Here is a 16,602-nt window from a genome sequence, read left to right as displayed (position 1 = left end):
CCAGTGCGCCGGGGAAAGGGGCCGGCGGACCGACTCTATCGAAGAAATCTGTCTACCTGGTACCCCCGTTCACTCGGTATTGGAGTCCGGGTCCGGAATCGCGCCGTGGGGATTGGCACTCCCCGGGGCATCACGAACGTGACTTCAAGTACCAAGCAGCGCGACCGCCACTAGCGCGCGTACCGTCCTCGCAGAACATCGGGTTGTGGCCGAGTGCGCGGACCTTTTCCATGAGGTCCACCAGTTCATCTCCTCCTATGATCCAGATGGCTCCCCCAGGGCGGAGGTCGAGCACCTCCCGGCCCGTCAGAATTTTGGCGAGATCCGGCAGGTCTTTGAGGGGCTTCGTGTTGCGGCTCTCCGTGGCTGAGGCCCCAGGCAACGCCTTGCCGGAAGGCTTATGCTGACCAGAGGCTCCGAGGAGTCGTGCCGCAGGCACATCGAGGGAGCGAACCAACTCCCAGCACTCCTCCTTCTTGCACCACTCTGTGACGTTCCGACCGTCAGCGCCACGCCGAAGGGCGCTCTCGACAGGTGGGAGGAGCGCCTCAAGCGCCGTCTCTATCTCGCGTGGGATGCGCTGCTCCGCCCAGATGGCGTCAAGGTCCACGCGAGCCCCCGCGTGTGTGCCCAGGTAGGAGACGGAATAGGCCACGACGTTCGCCCGGTACGCACCGAGCTTGGCCTTCAGGGCCAGTTGCTGGCAGGTCCTGAAGATGATGCCCTTGGCCACCAGTCGCTGGAAGTAGCGCTCGTCCGGCGTGGCCACCGTTCCGGTACTGCCGAGGGCTTCTGCGAAGATGCGGAAGTTTTTCTGGGCGCCGAGGCTCACCGTGTAGGCGCGTCCCTCCCAGCAATGGATGAAAGTGGCGACGTCAGTCTTCGTGAAGACCTGAGACGCCGGGTGGACTCGCTCGAACTCCCTCAAATCAGCTCCCGAATGCCTCGTCCGTGCGACCTGATACTGGCCGCGTGCACGCTCGTAGAACCACCGATTCTGCCCTCCCGGGGCCCATATGGAGCGAGAGAGGCGCTCGAGTGCGAGGTGATACGGCTCATTGGCGGAGAGGTCAGCCTCGTTCACCTTGTTCTGGCTGTTGGCGAAGCGGGAGATGCGCGGGACGAGTTCCGCTACAAGCGAAGTCGGCACCACGGTCAGCTTGGCTTGGACAAAGACCTGTGAGAGATCAGCACCGTCCTTACGCCCAGCCCTATGCACAGAAGCTGTGGTCTGGCCTCCATTCACGATCTGCAGTCCACGCACCCACGTAATACGCACACCACCCTTTGCATCCCTATCGGTGCGTACTTCCTCCGCAATGGCGGAGAGGCCGTTATTGTAGGCGAAGAACTGCTCTGGGGCATTAAGGATGGTGTCGCGAATGCCTCGGTTCACTTGTCCCTTCGCCTGCAAGAATGATCGGACGTTCAGCTCGAGAAGACGCTCGCCGTACTCGTCGTAGAGCTGGTGCAGGACGGTCCCTGGGATGACCGTAAGATACCCGCTGATGTTGCCGTTCCCCGCTACGGGCAGGCATGGAAGCCCGGAGCCGTGGTCTGCGAGGAAGTCGACCTCAATGCTCTCCTGAATGCGCCCAGACCCAATGCAGCGAGCGAGCTTCTCTATGTCGTAGATGTAGATGCGCGGCTCGATGGCTCCCTGCTTGGTGGGGCGGATTGCCTTGTTGCCGCGGAAGGATTTGGCGATGCCTTCTACGAGGACGAAGAGACGGACTTGCTCCAGCGTGCCGCGCACCTCGTGGATCCGGAGCGCCATGGGGTATGCCGGATCTTCCTCATCGAGTTGCAGATGAAGTCCCCTGAGGGCAGCGTTGAGGAAGCGCCAAGCCAGGTCCACGGCCTTCTGGACGTCCCGTGCAGGCACATCGGGCAGCTGTTCGGACGGGGAGCAGATGGATACGGCGAGGTCGAGTCGATCGCCATCATCGCTAACGAAGAATCCATTGGCCTTCGCCAATCCAGGACCGACCCTCCCCTCAAAAGGGCGGCTGTCCAGTTCCTCGAGCGCCCCCGTAGCCTCGAGAACCTCGGCCGCAGCTCTCGTGAACGCGGTCTCACGAGCCACCCGGGTGGTTGGTCCGGTGCCTCGCTGCTCTTCCTCGAACCGCCGACTGACGGTGTCACGAAAGCCTTGAAGAAAGGTGGTGACTTCCGGTGTCTGGGGCATCCAGCGTTTTCTCGATAGGCAATGAATGAGTGGTCAGGCAACCTTTACAGCAGCCCGTCGCGTCGTTGGAGATTCCAGCTTGTGCTCTGGAGAGGGCTTCCTTGATTTTGCTTCCAATTGGAGCAGCAGTTGATCGGCGATAGCCCACGATAGGAGTGGCGGAACGCTATTACCGATCTGGCGGAATGCGGTGTTCATTGCGCCAGAGAAACGGAATCCATCGGGGAAGGATTGAAGACGGGCGGCTTCTCGCACAGAGATGACCCGCGCCTGATTTGAGTCGTAGTGGATGTGGCTGTATGTATCCTTGCCCAGGTGCGCCATGAGCGTTCTGGCCGGCGCATCGGCGGCCATCTTGCGCCATTTGTTTGGAAACTTCTTGTGATCATACGGTGGGACATACTCAGCACGGAGCTTCTTGTACTCGCTTGAATTCGGCCGAAGGACCTCCCCCGTGCGCTGTTCATGTTGGGCGAGAGCGTCGGTGAACAACTGCTCCGCGAGTTCGTAGGCCTTTGGATAGTCTTGATCCGCGCGCATGCGCTCGAAGAGTCGATAGTCACGCATGGTCAGGCAACGGGTGACGTGGTCTCTTAGATACCCGACTCCCATGTACCCGGGCCACGTTCGCATGAGTTGAGCATAGTCATTCCTGGGCTCGTCACCGTAGGGCAGGTTGCCATCTAGACTACGGCGGCCCCGCCGGTCCATTCCATTCAGATGCCCTTTGAGTTCGGGCAGATCTGCCAACGCCTGCTCGGCGCTCACTGGGGGCGGAGCATCCAAGCGGGACTGCGGAGGCGGGCGATACCATAAATGCGCTGCGGCGTTTCCGGGTGAATGAACTTTCTTCAGTGCCACTTTGCGCGAGCTGAGGTACCCCAATGGGAACTCGTATCGTCGCGTCGGAGTGGGGAAGGCAGGCTCGATACCCGCCTGCTTGTGGATGGCCACAAGGAAGAAACGCTCACGCATCTGTGGGACGCCGTAATTTGCGGCGTTCAGTAGGGTATACGCGCAGCGGTAGCCCAGTTCATCCAATGACTTGCAGATTTCATCCCCTACGTTATGGCCACCCCAGTTTAGGATATCTGGTACGTTCTCCATGACAAGCGCTACAGGTTTGAGCTCCCGCACGTACTTCAGATACTCAATGTAAAGGGTCGCACGTTCATCATGCTTGAATGCCTCGGGATGATTGTAGACCTCCCGGAGCTTGGCTCTGCCAACCCGCGTGAATGCCGGGCAAGGAGGGCCACCTACGATCAGGTCAATTCCCTTCTTAGATGAGCGTGCCTCCAAATCATGCAGCAATTCCCGTGGCCCGTGATCCACGACACTCTTGGGATATGCATGGTACTCATCGGGCTGGCCATGTACGGGGTGGAAGTTCCAGGCGTAGGATCGAGCGGCGTCCCTGTCGATCTCGACGCCCCCGACACTGGTGCAGCCAGCGCTCACGAAGCCGAGCGTCAGCCCACCACAGCCGGAGAACAAGTCCAGCATCCGGGGGGATGCTCCCTCTCGAATCCTCTTCAGCTTCGCCGCGATGCTCGGACCCATGCCACGAGGGATTATAGCGCAGCGAGCTCTTGTCGCCATCTTCTACCTCTCCTTCTACAGGGTGCTACCGGACTGATTGAGTGCTCGCTTCCACTTTTTCGTGCTCCTTTTAGCCTCTACCGAATGCCGTACCTCGGGGCTGCGGAGATCCTCCATCCAGCGCCGCTCCATGTCTCCTTCGCCCGGGAGCGCATCGACCTGGATGACCCGCCATGAATGGTAAGGGGCCCACTGTTCATCCCGGAGTGCCGAGCGCACGGTCTCCACGAGTTCGAGCATCGACTCGAAGACCTGATGCTCCCAGAAGCGGCAGACGCGCCAACCGAGGGCCTCCAGTTGGAGCGTCTGCCGCCGGTCCCGCTCGACGTTCTCGCGGAGTTTGGACGACCAGAACTCGTTGCGCGTGCGAGGCCGGACATAGTGCTCGGGACATCCATGCCAGAAACACCCATCTATGAAGATGGCCACCCGGGCCTTGGCGAACACGACGTCCGGGCGCCCATGCGGTGTCCGGGATTGGAGCCGGAAACGTAGGCCCGCCCTCCACAAAGCCGAGCGTAGGAGTCGTTCGGGCGAGGTGTTCCTTCCTCGGATTCGTGACATCTGTTCGGACCGGCTCAAACCCATGTTTTATACATTGATGCTTGTTACCTGAAAGGTAAAGAGCAAAGAGCGTACTCCTCGCGTCAGGCCCTACCTGCAGTCAGAATCCGGAACTCCATTCGCACACCAGGGAAAGATCCCGCAGCGGTCCTGGAGGCTTGTCGGCGGAGGTAATGGTGTATGAGTGGGACCGTGAACTCGGCATGCAATAGAGCGTGTGGCGGATCCGGGCCCTCGACTCGTTCCAGGGACCCACTGTCATCTTCGTGACAGAGCCTCCTCGCCACGAGGCCGGAGGTGGTCCCCGCCCTTGTCCTCCGTTCACCCCGGGTATCGGATGCGCGTCCGGTTTTACTTGGATGTCCAGCAACGCGGGGAACAGCGGGATGAGCGACACGGAGTGGCCAGCGGAGGAGGAAGGCGCCTTCGAGTCCTCTGAAAGGACGGCGACGGTGTCCGAGCGGCCCCAGTCCATCCCCCGCGAGGTGCCCGCCTCGGGCACGACGCTGGCCGGGCGCTACACCGTGCTGCAACCGCTCGGCGAGGGCGGCATGAGCATCGTCCTCGCCGCCTATGACGCCCAGCTCGACCGGCGCGTGGCCCTCAAGCTGCTGCGCGCCCGCACCGAGCCGGAGGACGATGCCCGCTCGGAGCTGCGCATGGTGCGCGAGGCCCAGGCCATGGCCCGCCTCAACCACCCCAACGTCGTGGCCGTCTACGACTCGGGCCGCCTGGAGGATGGCTCGTTCTTCATCGCCATGGAGTACGTCGAGGGGCAGACGCTGCGACAGTGGATGCAGGAGCGGCCCCGCCCCTGGCGAGAGGTGCTGGACTCCTTCCTCGCCGCGGGGCGCGGACTGGCCGCCGCCCATGAGGCCGGCCTCATCCACCGCGACTTCAAACCCGACAATGTGCTCGTCGGCCGCGACGGACGCGTGCGCGTGACGGACTTCGGCGTGGCGCGCACCCAGGCCCTCGCCGAAGCCTCCCCGCCCTCCTCCTCTCGCCCGGGTGCCTGGGACTCCGACCTCACCCTCGCGGGCTTCGTCGTGGGCACCCCCCGCTTCCTCGCCCCCGAGATCCTGCGCGGTGCCCCGGCCGACGCACGCGGCGATGTCTACTCCTTCTGCGTGGCCCTCTACGAGGAGCTCTGCGGCCAGCCCGTCTTCGTGGGCGACTCGGACGTCGAGCGCACCCGGGCCCGCTTCGAGGGGCGCATCAACCCCCCTCCGGCCCACCTGCCCGCGTGGGTGATGCGCTCCGTCCTCCAGGGCCTGTCCGTCGATCCCCTCCAGCGCCCCGCCTCCATGTCCACACTGCTCGAGGCCCTGTCGGATGATCCCGACGTCCGGCGCCGCGAGCGGCTGAGCCGGATTGTCCGGGTCTCGGCCGCACTGGGACTGGCGGCGCTGGCCGCCGGGGGATGGATGCAACAACGCGACGAGGGGCCGGAGTGCGCCCACCTGGAGCGCGAGCTGGCCGGCATCTGGGACGACTCCGTGCGGCAGCGGGTGCGGCAGGCGTTGGAAGGCACTCGACTGGACTATGCGCCCGCCACCGCCGAACGCGTGTTCCAGACGCTGGAGGGCTACACCCGCATCTGGACGCGGATGAGCACCGAGGCGTGCGAGGCGGCTCGCGACCAGGCCGGAGAGCCACGAAGCCTGACGGTCCTGAAGGAATACTGCCTGGAGCGGGCACGCGGCCGGTTGCGCGCGCTCACCGGGTTGCTCGGCCGGGGCTCGGACGCGGAGCTGCTGCCCCGCGCCGTGGAGGCCGCCCAGGGTCTGCCCCCGCTCGAGTACTGCGCGGATGCCCGGGTGCTCACGGCAGCCGTGCCTCCCCCGGAGGACCCCCGGGTGCGCGCCCAGGCCGAGTCCCTCCAGAACGAAGTGGACAAGCTGGAGGCGCTCTACGAGGCCGGCAAGTACGCCGAGGGCATCACGTTCGGCGAGGCGCTGCTGCCCCGGGTGGCCGAGGTGCCCTACCCCCCACTGCGCGCGAGGGCCCTGTACCAGCTCGCCCAGAACCTGGAGGGCGCCGGGGAGTTCAAGCGCGCCGAGGACCGCGTCCGCGAGGCGATTCCCCTGGCCGCCGAAGGCCGGGACGACGCACTGCACGCCCGGGCCTGGGGCCTGCTGACGTTGCTGGTGGGCGACCGGCAGGGCCGCTACCAGGAGGCGCAGGGCCTGACGCTGATCACCTCCGCGGCCGCGTCGCGCACCGAGGACGCCCTGGCCCGCGCCGAGGCCCTCAATGCCCTGGGCACCTTGTGGAACAGCGACGGCCACTACGACGAGGCCCAGTCCAGCTTCGAGCGCGCGATCACGCTGTGGCAACAGGTGCGCGGGCCCCGGCACCCCTACATCGCGGGCTTCCACAGCAACATCGGCATCGCCCTGATCCAGCGGGGCGCCTACGCGGAGGCCCTGAAGCACATCGAGGGAGCCCAGGAGCTCTGGGAGGACGTGCTGGGCCCCGAGCATCCCTATCTGATCCACGCCCTCATCAGCCGGGGCATGGTGCTCTGGAAGCTGGGCCGGCCCGGCGAGGCCCTCGCCCCCCTGGAGCGGACACTGGCCCTCATCGACAAGCAACTGGGGCCCGAGCATCCCTTCCGCACCGAGCCGCTGACCCTCCTGGGCTCCGTGCTGGCGGACCTGGGACGCTACCCGGAAGCCGAAGAGTGGCAGCAACAGGCGCTGGCGCTGAAGGAGAAGGTCCTGGGCGCCGAGCACCCCAGCATCGCCGACTCCCTGCTCGGCATGGGGCACCTGCGGCGGCTCCAGGGCCGCGCCTCCGAGGCCCTCCCCCTGCTCGAGCGCGCCCTGACCCTGACACGGGCCCAGGAGTCCTCCCGCGCCGAGGTGCAATTCGAGCTGGCCCAGACGCTCTGGAGTCTCGGGACCGCCCCCACGCGCGCCCGGGAACTGGCCTCCGAGGCCCATACCTACTGGCAACGGCTCGGACACCCCGAGACGGCCCGGACGGAGCAGTGGCTCGCCGCGCATACCGCCCCCTGAAGAGGGGTACGCTTCGCGCACGATGGCCCCAACCTCCCCGCCTCCTTTCGATCCACGCGGAATCACCCGGCCCGCCCCCGTGCTGCTGCGCTACTACACCCTCGTGTCGCTGGCCGCGCTGGCCGCCTTTCCGGTCGTCTGGCTCGTGAACTTCTTCCGGTACGAGACGCTCAAGTACTCGTTCGGCGAGGACGGGGTGTCGATGAGCTGGGGCATCCTGTTCCGGCGGGAGATCCACCTCACCTACCGGCGCATCCAGGACATCCACGTCACCCGGAACATCCTCCAGCGCTGGATGGGATTGGCGACCGTCAGCATCCAGACCGCCAGCGGCAGCGCGACCCCCGAGATGCAGATCGACGGCCTGCTCGAGTTCGAGCAACTGCGTGACTTCCTCTACACGAAGATGCGCGGCGCCCGGGGACTCGCCGAGCCCGGCGCCCCGCCCGCCCTCGCGGGTGCTCCCGCGGCGCCCTCGGACGAGGCCCTCGTCCTGCTGCGGCGCATCGCGGCGGATCTGGCGGTCATCGCCGGCGCGCCCTCGTCCCGAGGGGATTCTTCCTCATGAAAGCGCCGCTCACGAGACAAGCCTCCGCGTGGGTTTACCAGGGCGTCTGGGCCGTGTTGACGGAGCTGTTCCACGTGCCGAGCCAGCCACCGGCCCTACCCGGGAGCCAGGTCCTGGCGATGCGCCCATGCGACGGCTGGCTGCGCTACCGCAAGGTGGGCTTCTGGATCGGCCTGCTCGCCACGCTGCTCCCGATCTCCGCCGGGGGCCTCGTCATCCTCATCACACGCCCGGGCCTGGCGGTGGCGGTGCTCGTGCCCGTGTTCCTCGTCATCCTTGGCATGAGCCTCGCCAGCTATGTGTCCCTCCACCTGGGCTACGACACCACGTGGTATGTGCTGTCGGACCGCGCCCTGCGCATCCGGCGCGGCGTGTGGACGATCCACGAGACCACCATCACCTTCGACAACGTCCAGAACGTGAAGATCACCCAGGGTCCGCTCCAGCGGCTCTTCGGCTTCTCGGATCTGGTGATCGAAACAGCCGGCGGTGGGGGCAGCGGCCCGCACCAACAGCCAGAGCAGTCCAGCCATGTCGGACTGCTCCAGGGCGTCGAAGCCCCCAGCGTCCTGCGCGAGCAGATCATGGAGCGGGTGCGCGCCTCACGCTCGGCGGGCCTGGGCGACGAGCACGACACGGAGCTTCACCCGGCCAGCGCGCCCACGAACTGGTCCCCCGCGCACCTGGAGGCCCTGCGGGAGATCTCCGCCCACGTGGCGCGGCTGCGCGCCCGCGCGTGACGAATCGAACCCGACAGGAGCCTCCAAGGCAGTTGACTTCAGAGGTCAACTCCGCTTGCGTACGAGGGAAAGGAGCGGCACATGGCGGAAGAGAAACACTGGACGCGTGACAGGTTGGGCTCGTTCTACCTCGGCGCGAGCCATGACGAACTGGGAGCGGGCCTGGGGCGGCTCTACGAGGCCTGGCAGGAGGGCACGGGCGCGCCGGTGCTCCTGTTTCAGCCTGGCGCCAACGTGGACTGGCAGCCCGAGGGGCCCGTGCGCGTCCAGCTCGCCTTCGACCCGAGGTGGTCCACCGTGGCAGTGAAGGTGGAAGAGGCTCCCGCTCCACTCGATCTCTCGGACGTGGCCAACATCCTCGTGCTGACCAGCGCGGCGGTCACACGCGTGGAGGACAACCCCCAGGTGCGAGCCCATGTCGCCTCCAGGCCCAGACCGCACGCGATGCCCTCGGCGCCGCCTCCGGCAGCCCAGGAGCCGCGCTTCGGACGCGGGCTGGCGCTCGCGGCCCTCGTCGTGCTCTCACTGGGGCTCGGTGTCTGGCTTTGCTCCGAGCGCGGTTCCATCGGCCCGTGGCACGCATCATCCTCCAGGGAGACTGGAGTACGCCCCTCGCCTGATGCGACGAATCTGGGCGGTTCGACTCGCCCGGGCAAGGCGGCCATCGCCTATCCCATGCCCAGCAAGCCCTTCCGGAATCAATCGACCGCGCCCTGCTATCCCGAACTCGATGAGGTGGAAATCAACGGGGGATGTTGGTTCGAAGTAGCTCGGCGTCCGCCCTGTCTGAAGGACGTCCAGGCCGAGTACAAGGGCAAGTGCTACCTGCCCATCTCGAAGGACCGAGATCGGGAAGGCAAGCCAGCACAATCCATCGAGCCCTGAGCTGAAGCGGGCGGGCTTGAGCCAGTGACGTTGCTCTGGCTGGCCCGCCCGGGGTGCCACTGGCTTGGCCACTCGCACGTCAGGTGGGGCGATGGGTGGATTGGGCTGGTGGGAATGTCCGTCAGACCTCCGTGAAGCGCGCACCTGTCATCCCGGACTCCTCCATGGCCCGCTTGACTCGCTCGGAAACGATGATGTTCGTCTGCCAGCCCCACGGGCGGAATATCTCGGCGTCCCCCACCTTGCTCGGGTCGATGCGCATGCCGACCACATTACGGTATTCACCGATTCCGTCCTCATAGCCGTCCTCAGCGGTTCGATACGCAACCTCTTCACATCGCGCATCGTCGATACAGCGAACGACTCGAAGCAGGTTCAACAGGTAATGGGGCGCTGATTGCCCTTCGACGGTGATGGGAAACAACTGCATCTGGCCGTCCAACCCAAGCTGCTCGAGGAGCTCTTTGACCTTGCCGTGGATGATAGGGACGCAGAGCGCGGTGGTCGAGAAGTCCAGCGGGCGCCCAGGGGCATACAGCCCGATGCGGAGGGGCTCCCGCACCGAGATGGGCAGCCCTTCGGTCAGATGCCCATGCCAGAGTTCCTGACCATCTCCATCCATTGGATCGCCAAACGTCCATCGGTCCAGGATGCGCATGTCGTTTGAAAGTTTATAATATCGCAAGTAGCTCTCTTTGGCAGGAACTCATGGCGTGGTCGCCAATCGGTGGAGCCTGGAGCCCGGGGAGCAGACTTCGTCTGCGATCTTGTTGAGCTCTCTTGTCAACTCGACCCTGCAAGCGTCCTTGTTCGGGCACGTTCGCACGGCCCTACTGATGCGCTCGAAGATTTCTGTGTGGTACGCTTCGGAATGGGGTCCCGCGTGCTTCAGCAGATAGACCTTGTTCGCGGCATCCTCCAGGCTCATTCCCGCCTTGGCGAAGATGATTTCAAAGAGCGGCGTCCAGGGGCCTCCTCGTGAGTCTGAAATCCTGTTCTTGTTCGTCGCGAGGTGATGCCAGGTGTAACCGAGCAGATTGAAGACGCCATCGCCGCATGCGGAGCGGAGCGAGGCACCGGTAGCGCCCGTGGCCACGCCCGCCATGAGGAGCACTCCTTGCTTCACGCCCACGCGCACCGTGCTCGACGTGGCGGCTTTGACAAGCTCCGCCCCCTCCGCCAGGACGAAACGCTGGGGCAACCGGAGCAGGCCCTTGAGCCCTGCCCACGTCCGCTCCAGCCCACCCGGGAGTGGCTTCGGCGCCACCTTGGCCACTCCCCAGCTTGTCACTGTGACCATTACCCGCAGCGTCACCCCTCCTGCGTACCGACCGAAGTACCTTGCCGCCTCCTCCACCTCTTCCAGTGTATGAATGCCGCGCGTTGCCTGGTACAGCTTCAGAGCGGCTCCGCCAGCATGCGCCAGTTCGGCCAGGGAAAAGGCTGACACGAGCACGACCGTTGCTGCTACCGCAAAGGTTTTCGTGAACAGCGGCTCGGGTGCTGCCCATGACGTGACGTAGGCCACCAGGGAGACAGCGACTCCGGCAAGGAATGCCGGGTCGCGGAAGAGTTCCTCGGCGCCCTCGCGAATGCCCTCCGGCATGTACTTGGGGGAGAGCCACAGCGCCATGACCAGAGGGCTCTTGCGCAGGGAGTCTGGCAAAGGGAGGCTGGGTTCACCGTAACGATCGGTGTACTCCATCAAGAGAACCGTCTCCACCGAGTCCGGCTCCTGTGCCAAGGCGAGCAAGGTGCCCGTGGATGCCACCCACCGCTTGCGCTGCTTCAACTCGGCCAGGTTCTCATGGAACTGCTGGAGGATGCGCCGGGCATCTTCCCGAGTGAACTGCTGGTACGAGGGTTCTACATCCAATTGTGGAAGGTACAGCCGGACACCGCCCTCGGGTGGGATTTCCACACGAGCGAGCGGTAACGCTGGTTTGAGGAAAGCCCCCTCTGCGGGCATGCCGCACGAGAACTCCGCCCTGGAGGGCTCGACGTCGTCCCTCGTTGCTTCGGTATGGGAGGAGCAGGCGGTTGTCACTGTGAGGTACAGCACCAGCACCCGTTTGACGAGCTGCCCGGTTGCGAGAGTGGTAGGGCTCATGCCACACAGGATTCTAGTATTGGCGAGCCCAGCAGAGAAGAAGGGAGAGCGCCCCTCCAATTGCCGCCGACCATCCCGGCGACATGCCATAGCCCGTGCAGTCATTGGCGCCCTGGCCGTCCTGGATGACGGAGTAGTCGTCGACATGCTCCAGCCTCGGCGGCGAGCCGCTCGACCCGCCGCCCTCGTCCGGGGCTCGGTGGGATGCAAGGTGAGCAAGGCACCTGGGAAGGACTTGCGCTCTCCGGGTCGCGCTCTGGGATCATGACCAAGCTTCCTCACCACCCCAGGAGGTCCCATGTCCGTGCCCGGTAAGATGATGCGCTCCCCCGGTCTGCCTCCGGGCACGCGCTCGCTCGACGTGCGGGAAGGCGCCTGGCCCTCGGGGCTCTCCGGCCACACCTTCGTCGTCGGGCCCACGCCACTCCCCGGTCTGCCCTTCTTCTTCGGACCCGGGGCCGTCCACCGCCTGGACCTGGCCCCCGGAGAGCACGGGCTGTCATGGCATACCGGACACCTGATGACCGAGGGACTCCAGGTGCTCTCCCAGTTGCCCCCGGAGCTCCTGAAGGACCCCCGCTTTCCGCCCCTGTTCGGACCCGTTCCCAACGCCGCCAATACGGCCCTGGTGCCCATCCAGGACGGACGCATGCTGGCCACCTTCGACGCGGGCCGCCCGGTGGAGTTCGATCCCCGCGCGCTCACGCTCCTCACCCCCGTGGGAGCCCTTCGCGAGTGGAAGGTCTCCGTCCCCGGCGTCGTCCAGCCACTCGTCCAGACCCCGGCGCACCCGTTCTTCGATCCCTTCGAGTCGCGCCTGTACACCCTCAACACCACGAGCATGCCGCGGCAGGGCACCTCGCTGGCCTGGAGCGAGCTGGACACCTGGCTGTGCCGCTGGGATGGAGAGGGCGCGGTGCACCGCTGGCACGTGAGCGGACTCTCGTTCGCCCAGTACACCCACGAGGTGCTCGCCACGCGCTCGTTCCTCGTGTGGACCGACTCCGCCGTCTATCCCCAGGAGCCCGGCGAGCGCTGGGGCCTGCCCCGCACGCGGCCGCAGAAGCCCTACACGGACATCGCCATCGTGCGCAAACGCGACCTCCTGGACGGGGCGCGCGACGTGGAGGCGCGCGTGGTGCGCGTGCCGCTCGAGGGCGCGCACATCTTCGCGGACTACGACGACGATGGGGAGCGGCTCTGCCTGTGGCTCGCGCACGCCAACTCCGTCGAGCTGCCCACGGTGGTGGCGCCCGGGGACGTGAATGCCTTCTCCGGCGAGCCCGTGGACCCCTCCCTGTATGGCCTCTTCACCCAGGCGGACCTCAATCCCTTCGGCCGGTACGTCATCCACGTGGAGAGCGGCGAGGTGGAGTCTCACGCCCAGGTGCTGGACCCCAAGTTGTGGGGTCTGGGTCTCTTCGCGCGTGACCAGCGGCCGGACGCGCTGCGTGCCCACCGTGTCGCCTGGCTCACCTACTCGGGCTTCGAGCCGGGCGCCCTCACCCGGCGCATGCTGAACCTCTACGGAGACCATCCCTACCGCGTCGTGCCCGTGGAGCGGATGCCCCGGGAGCGTGAACCCTCGACGCTCGTCCGGGTGGACCTGGAGGGCATGCGGGTGACGGATGGCTACACGCTCGACGCGGGGCGCATCGCGTCCTCGCCCACGTGGATTCCCGGGGAGGCGGGGGGCTGGCTGCAGGTGCTCGTCTGGAGCGAGCGGGACACGGAGGTGTGGCTGTTCCGCGCGGACCGGCTGTCGGAGGGGCCCGTGGCGCGCCTCGGGGCGGAGGGCTTCCAACTGCCCTACACCCTGCACACCGCATGGCTCCCCGCATTGAGCGAGCGCACCAGCCGCTACCGGGTGGACTTCGCCGAGGACATCGGCCCGGACTACCAGCGGCTCCCCCCACCCGTTCGCGAAGCGGTGGAGCGGGTGGTGGCGAGCCAGAGGGCCTCGGTTGGCCGGTAACAGCTCGACCTGCTGAGGGGTAGGCCCGTCAAGGCAGCAGGGTCTTGTCATCAGGCGCCCGCGAAGCGCACCTGGGCCTTGCTCATGACGTACCCGACCGCCATCAGGTGCCAGGCCACCTGATCGATGCGGGCGTACTGCTGCGGATCCTCGCGCAGGGCGGCGATGGCCTGCTCCAGCGAAACCCCAAGGGCGGTGGCCTCGGCCTGGATGACCTCTTGCACCTTGGCCGGAGTGAGGGTGACACCGTCGCGCGCGCAGATGGCGCTCAGCGCCAGGCCGATGCGCAGCCGCTGCCGGGCCGCGGCCCGGGTGGGCTCGTCACTCAGCCACGTCTGCAGCGACTCCTCCTGCTGCTTCACGGTGAGCTTGAGGTCGCTCACGGCGCGGCCCTCGCTCGAGCCCCAGCGGCGGCGGACCTCCTCGTCGACGAGCGCCTCGGGGATGTCCACCTGCGTGCGGGCGGCCACCTCATCGAGCACCATCTCCTGGGCCCGGAGTTGCAGCAACCGCACGGTCATCTCCTCCAGCTCCTTCAACACGGCACGCGTCGCCGCCTCCACCGTGTTCCCCCGGCCAAAGGCCTTGAGGAACTCCGGGCTCGACGGATCCGGGTACTTCACCTCGCGCGCGGCCTGGAGCTGGACGGCGAAGCGCGCGAGCTGACCGCGCAGCGCCTCGACGGGGTAGTCCTCGCCCAGGGTGATGTTCACCAGCACGTTCTCCCCTGGCAAGTGGCCCACCAGCTCCTCGTACAGGCCGGGCAGAAGGGGGGCGGGCGCCAGCGGAATCCAGGCATCGGCGCGCACGCTGAAGGGAATGAGGCGGCCGTTCGAATACCCCGCGATGTTGACCAGCACCTCATCGCCCCAGGCAATGGGCTCGGTGCGCGAACGCATGCGCTCGGTGGCGTACGCACGTGCCAGCTCCTGGAAGCGCGCCTGGATCTGCTGGGCGGTGATGGGCTCCGGGGCGGGCACGGTGACGGAGAGGCCCTCCAGGGAAGGCGCGGTCACCGGAGGCAGCTCCACCGGACCGCCCTTCTCGACCCTGCGCGCCAGCGGCATGGACATTGGAAACGCGAAGGGCTTCTTGGTGGGCAGCGCGGATTTCTGGTTCGGGTCCATGAAGGCTCCTTTCGAGGCGGGAGGCTACCGCTCAACCGCCGACGTGCGGCCTGTGGCCATGGGACGACCCCATCAGGGGAGCCAAGCTGCTGATGGCGGCGGCGGTGGCGCCAGCCTGAGCCAAGACGGGGATGTTGGTGGCGGCGGCGATGGAGCCCATGGCGGTGATGCCCGAGTTGAGCTTCTGACCCAGGGTCGCGTTGGGACTCATGAAGGTCTTCGCGGCATTGGCGGCGTCCATGCCCGCCATGAGGATGTTGAGGCCCGGAGCGAAACGCCCGGCCGCCTTCGCCAGGGCACCACTGCCGCCCTGGAGGAGACCCGCCAGCGTGCTCGCGTTGCCGAGCAGCGCATGACCCGTCTCGAAGGCGGAGGACGCCGAGTGAGCCAGATTCGCCGGATGTGAATGGGACGCGGCATGGGTCGCCCCGTGCTCCACCGCGCCGCCGTGTCCGTAGCCCGGGGCCTGGTGCGTGCCCTCGAAACCGTGCGTCGCATGCGTCGAACCACCGCCCGTCAGACTGGAGGTGAGATGGTTCACGCCCCCCATCAGACTGGAGGCGAGATGGCTCACGCTCCCCATCAGATTGGAGGCGAGATGGGACCCTTGGACCGCCGTATCGGCGAAGTTGGCCGCGTGGCTCAGGCCGTTCAGCGCGCTCGAGGCGAGCTGGTTCAGTTTCCCCATCGTGCTGGGCTTCCCCGTGGAGGAGGCCTGGGCCGTGGCAGGAGGCTTCTCCGTGGAGGCCGTGGCAGGAGGCTTCTCCGTGGAGGCCGTGGCAGGAGGCTTCTCCGTGGAGGCCGTGGCAGAGGGCTTCCCCGTGGAGGAGCCCTGGGCCGTGGCAGGGGGCTTATCCGCCTCCTGGGCCTGCGCGAGGGCGTGCTGGAAGCTCCCATGAACGGTCGAGGGATGCACCGTTCCGCTCGTGCCTCCGGAGCCGCTCAGGGCCTGGGCCACTTGCGCCGAGTTGGTGGTGGGCTTTTCCATCGCACTATCCAGGCGGCTCGGCTTGCCCTGAGCGGCCTGGGTGCTTGCCGCGGTCGGTTTCTCGCTGGAAACCGCCTGTGCCGCCGTGCCCGTGGGCTTCGTCGAGGCTCCTCCCGTCGGCTTCGTGGTCTCGGAGGTGCCCGGCTTGTTCGCCGTTGGCTTCGTGGGCGCGGGGGTGGTCGGCTTCGCCGCCGTCGTCGTGGGCCTGGGCGGCAGCGGGGGGGGCCGAGAAGCGGGACCGCGAACGGGCATGGGAGCAACCTGAGAGCAAGAGCGATTTCGCTCGGGTGACCAGGAAAATACTTCCTCCTGGTATCGAGAAACAAAGGATTATCGTGTTCCGCCTCGTGAAGTTGCTGTCTCACCTGCAAGGCTTCTGCCAGTTCATGAGAAAACGAGGTGTCCCGCTTACCTGGCTGCCCCGCGAGCGGATCAGCCCGACGTGGGGCGCGGATCATCCAGGGGGGAACTCGACGGAAGCGGGGGGTGCCAACTTCGCCAGGCTCCCACGTCGGCGGGCACCATGCACCCGTCTCGCGACCTCGTCACCGTGGCCAATTCCTCCCGGCTCCGATGGGTACGGCGTCTTGAACCCCACGTGTCCTGCCTTACGACGCGCCACCCGAGAAAGGTGTCCCGAGAAAGGTGTCCGAGAAAGGTGTCAGACGATTTGTAGGCGAGAAAGGTGTCTCGAGAAAGGTGTCAGACGATTTGTAGGCGGCGAGATGTCCCTGAGAAAGGTGTCTCGAGAAAGGTGTCCGAGAAAGGTGTCAGACGATTTGTAGGCGGTAGGCGGCGAGATGTCGGAGTCGGGTAGACCGGGGCAGTTGCC

The 16,602-nt window shown here is 66.2% G+C and carries 13 protein-coding genes; 6 read left to right on the top strand and 7 right to left on the bottom strand.

What is annotated here, in order from left to right; translation table 11 throughout:
- Positions 1-130 precede the first annotated feature (130 nt).
- From D187_RS22355 to D187_RS22350, 3 genes are all read right to left on the bottom strand, one after another.
- A complete protein-coding gene (locus tag D187_RS22355) occupies positions 131-2,188 on the bottom strand; it encodes an AIPR family protein (RefSeq protein WP_002624005.1) in 2,058 nt (685 codons plus the stop codon).
- Positions 2,189-2,221: 33 nt separating this feature from the next.
- Entirely contained in the window at positions 2,222-3,694 is a 1,473-nt protein-coding gene (locus tag D187_RS52530; RefSeq protein WP_245591791.1) for a DNA cytosine methyltransferase, read from the bottom strand.
- Positions 3,695-3,805: 111 nt separating this feature from the next.
- Positions 3,806-4,378, bottom strand: coding sequence for a very short patch repair endonuclease (locus D187_RS22350; RefSeq protein ID WP_043431174.1), 573 nt, complete (start codon positions 4,376-4,378; stop codon positions 3,806-3,808).
- A gap of 362 nt (positions 4,379-4,740) precedes the next feature.
- On the opposite strand from D187_RS22350, the gene D187_RS22345 reads away from it, so the two are divergent.
- From D187_RS22345 to D187_RS22330, 4 genes are all read left to right on the top strand, one after another.
- Positions 4,741-7,377, top strand: a complete 2,637-nt coding sequence (locus tag D187_RS22345; protein WP_002624001.1) for a serine/threonine-protein kinase — start codon at positions 4,741-4,743, stop codon at positions 7,375-7,377.
- Between the two features lie 22 nt (positions 7,378-7,399).
- Complete coding sequence (locus tag D187_RS22340) at positions 7,400-7,945, top strand: PH domain-containing protein (protein WP_020918203.1); 546 nt, start codon at positions 7,400-7,402, stop codon at positions 7,943-7,945.
- Entirely contained in the window at positions 7,942-8,685 is a 744-nt protein-coding gene (locus D187_RS22335; protein ID WP_081713804.1) for a PH domain-containing protein, read from the top strand. Before D187_RS22340 ends, D187_RS22335 begins: the two co-directional genes overlap by 4 nt.
- An 81-nt stretch (positions 8,686-8,766) precedes the next feature.
- Positions 8,767-9,570 carry a hypothetical protein gene (locus D187_RS22330; RefSeq protein WP_002623998.1) on the top strand — a complete coding sequence of 268 codons (804 nt, stop codon included), beginning with the start codon at positions 8,767-8,769 and terminating at the stop codon, positions 9,568-9,570.
- Between the two features lie 121 nt (positions 9,571-9,691).
- On the opposite strand, the gene D187_RS22325 is transcribed toward D187_RS22330, so the two are convergent.
- Together D187_RS22325 and D187_RS22320 are read right to left on the bottom strand one after the other, a co-directional pair.
- On the bottom strand, positions 9,692-10,228 hold the full coding sequence (locus D187_RS22325; protein WP_043431172.1) for an imm11 family protein: 537 nt from the start codon (positions 10,226-10,228) through the stop codon (positions 9,692-9,694).
- Positions 10,229-10,276: 48 nt separating this feature from the next.
- Positions 10,277-11,680 (bottom strand): AHH domain-containing protein, encoded by a 1,404-nt coding sequence (locus D187_RS22320; protein WP_043431171.1) that lies wholly within the window; start codon positions 11,678-11,680, stop codon positions 10,277-10,279.
- 298 nt (positions 11,681-11,978) lie between these two features.
- On the opposite strand from D187_RS22320, the gene D187_RS22315 reads away from it, so the two are divergent.
- Positions 11,979-13,655: a carotenoid oxygenase family protein gene (locus D187_RS22315; RefSeq protein ID WP_002623995.1), complete on the top strand. Its 1,677-nt coding sequence runs from the start codon at positions 11,979-11,981 to the stop codon at positions 13,653-13,655.
- Between the two features lie 50 nt (positions 13,656-13,705).
- Here D187_RS22315 and D187_RS22310 read toward each other — a convergent pair whose 3' ends face one another.
- Positions 13,706-14,782, bottom strand: coding sequence for a trigger factor (locus D187_RS22310; protein WP_002623994.1), 1,077 nt, complete (start codon positions 14,780-14,782; stop codon positions 13,706-13,708).
- A gap of 31 nt (positions 14,783-14,813) precedes the next feature.
- Complete coding sequence (locus D187_RS50225; RefSeq protein WP_020918201.1) at positions 14,814-15,770, bottom strand: hypothetical protein; 957 nt, start codon at positions 15,768-15,770, stop codon at positions 14,814-14,816.
- Between the two features lie 40 nt (positions 15,771-15,810).
- Here D187_RS50225 and D187_RS22300 point away from each other — a divergent pair, with 40 nt between their 5' ends.
- Positions 15,811-16,035: a hypothetical protein gene (locus D187_RS22300; RefSeq protein ID WP_002632743.1), complete on the top strand. Its 225-nt coding sequence runs from the start codon at positions 15,811-15,813 to the stop codon at positions 16,033-16,035.
- Positions 16,036-16,602: the final 567 nt, after the last annotated feature.

The organism is Cystobacter fuscus DSM 2262, from assembly GCF_000335475.2.
GTDB classification, from domain to species: Bacteria; Myxococcota; Myxococcia; order Myxococcales; family Myxococcaceae; genus Cystobacter; species Cystobacter fuscus.
Note: the sequence above shows the minus strand (reverse complement) of the source record. Positions and strands in the feature narration are given on the sequence as shown.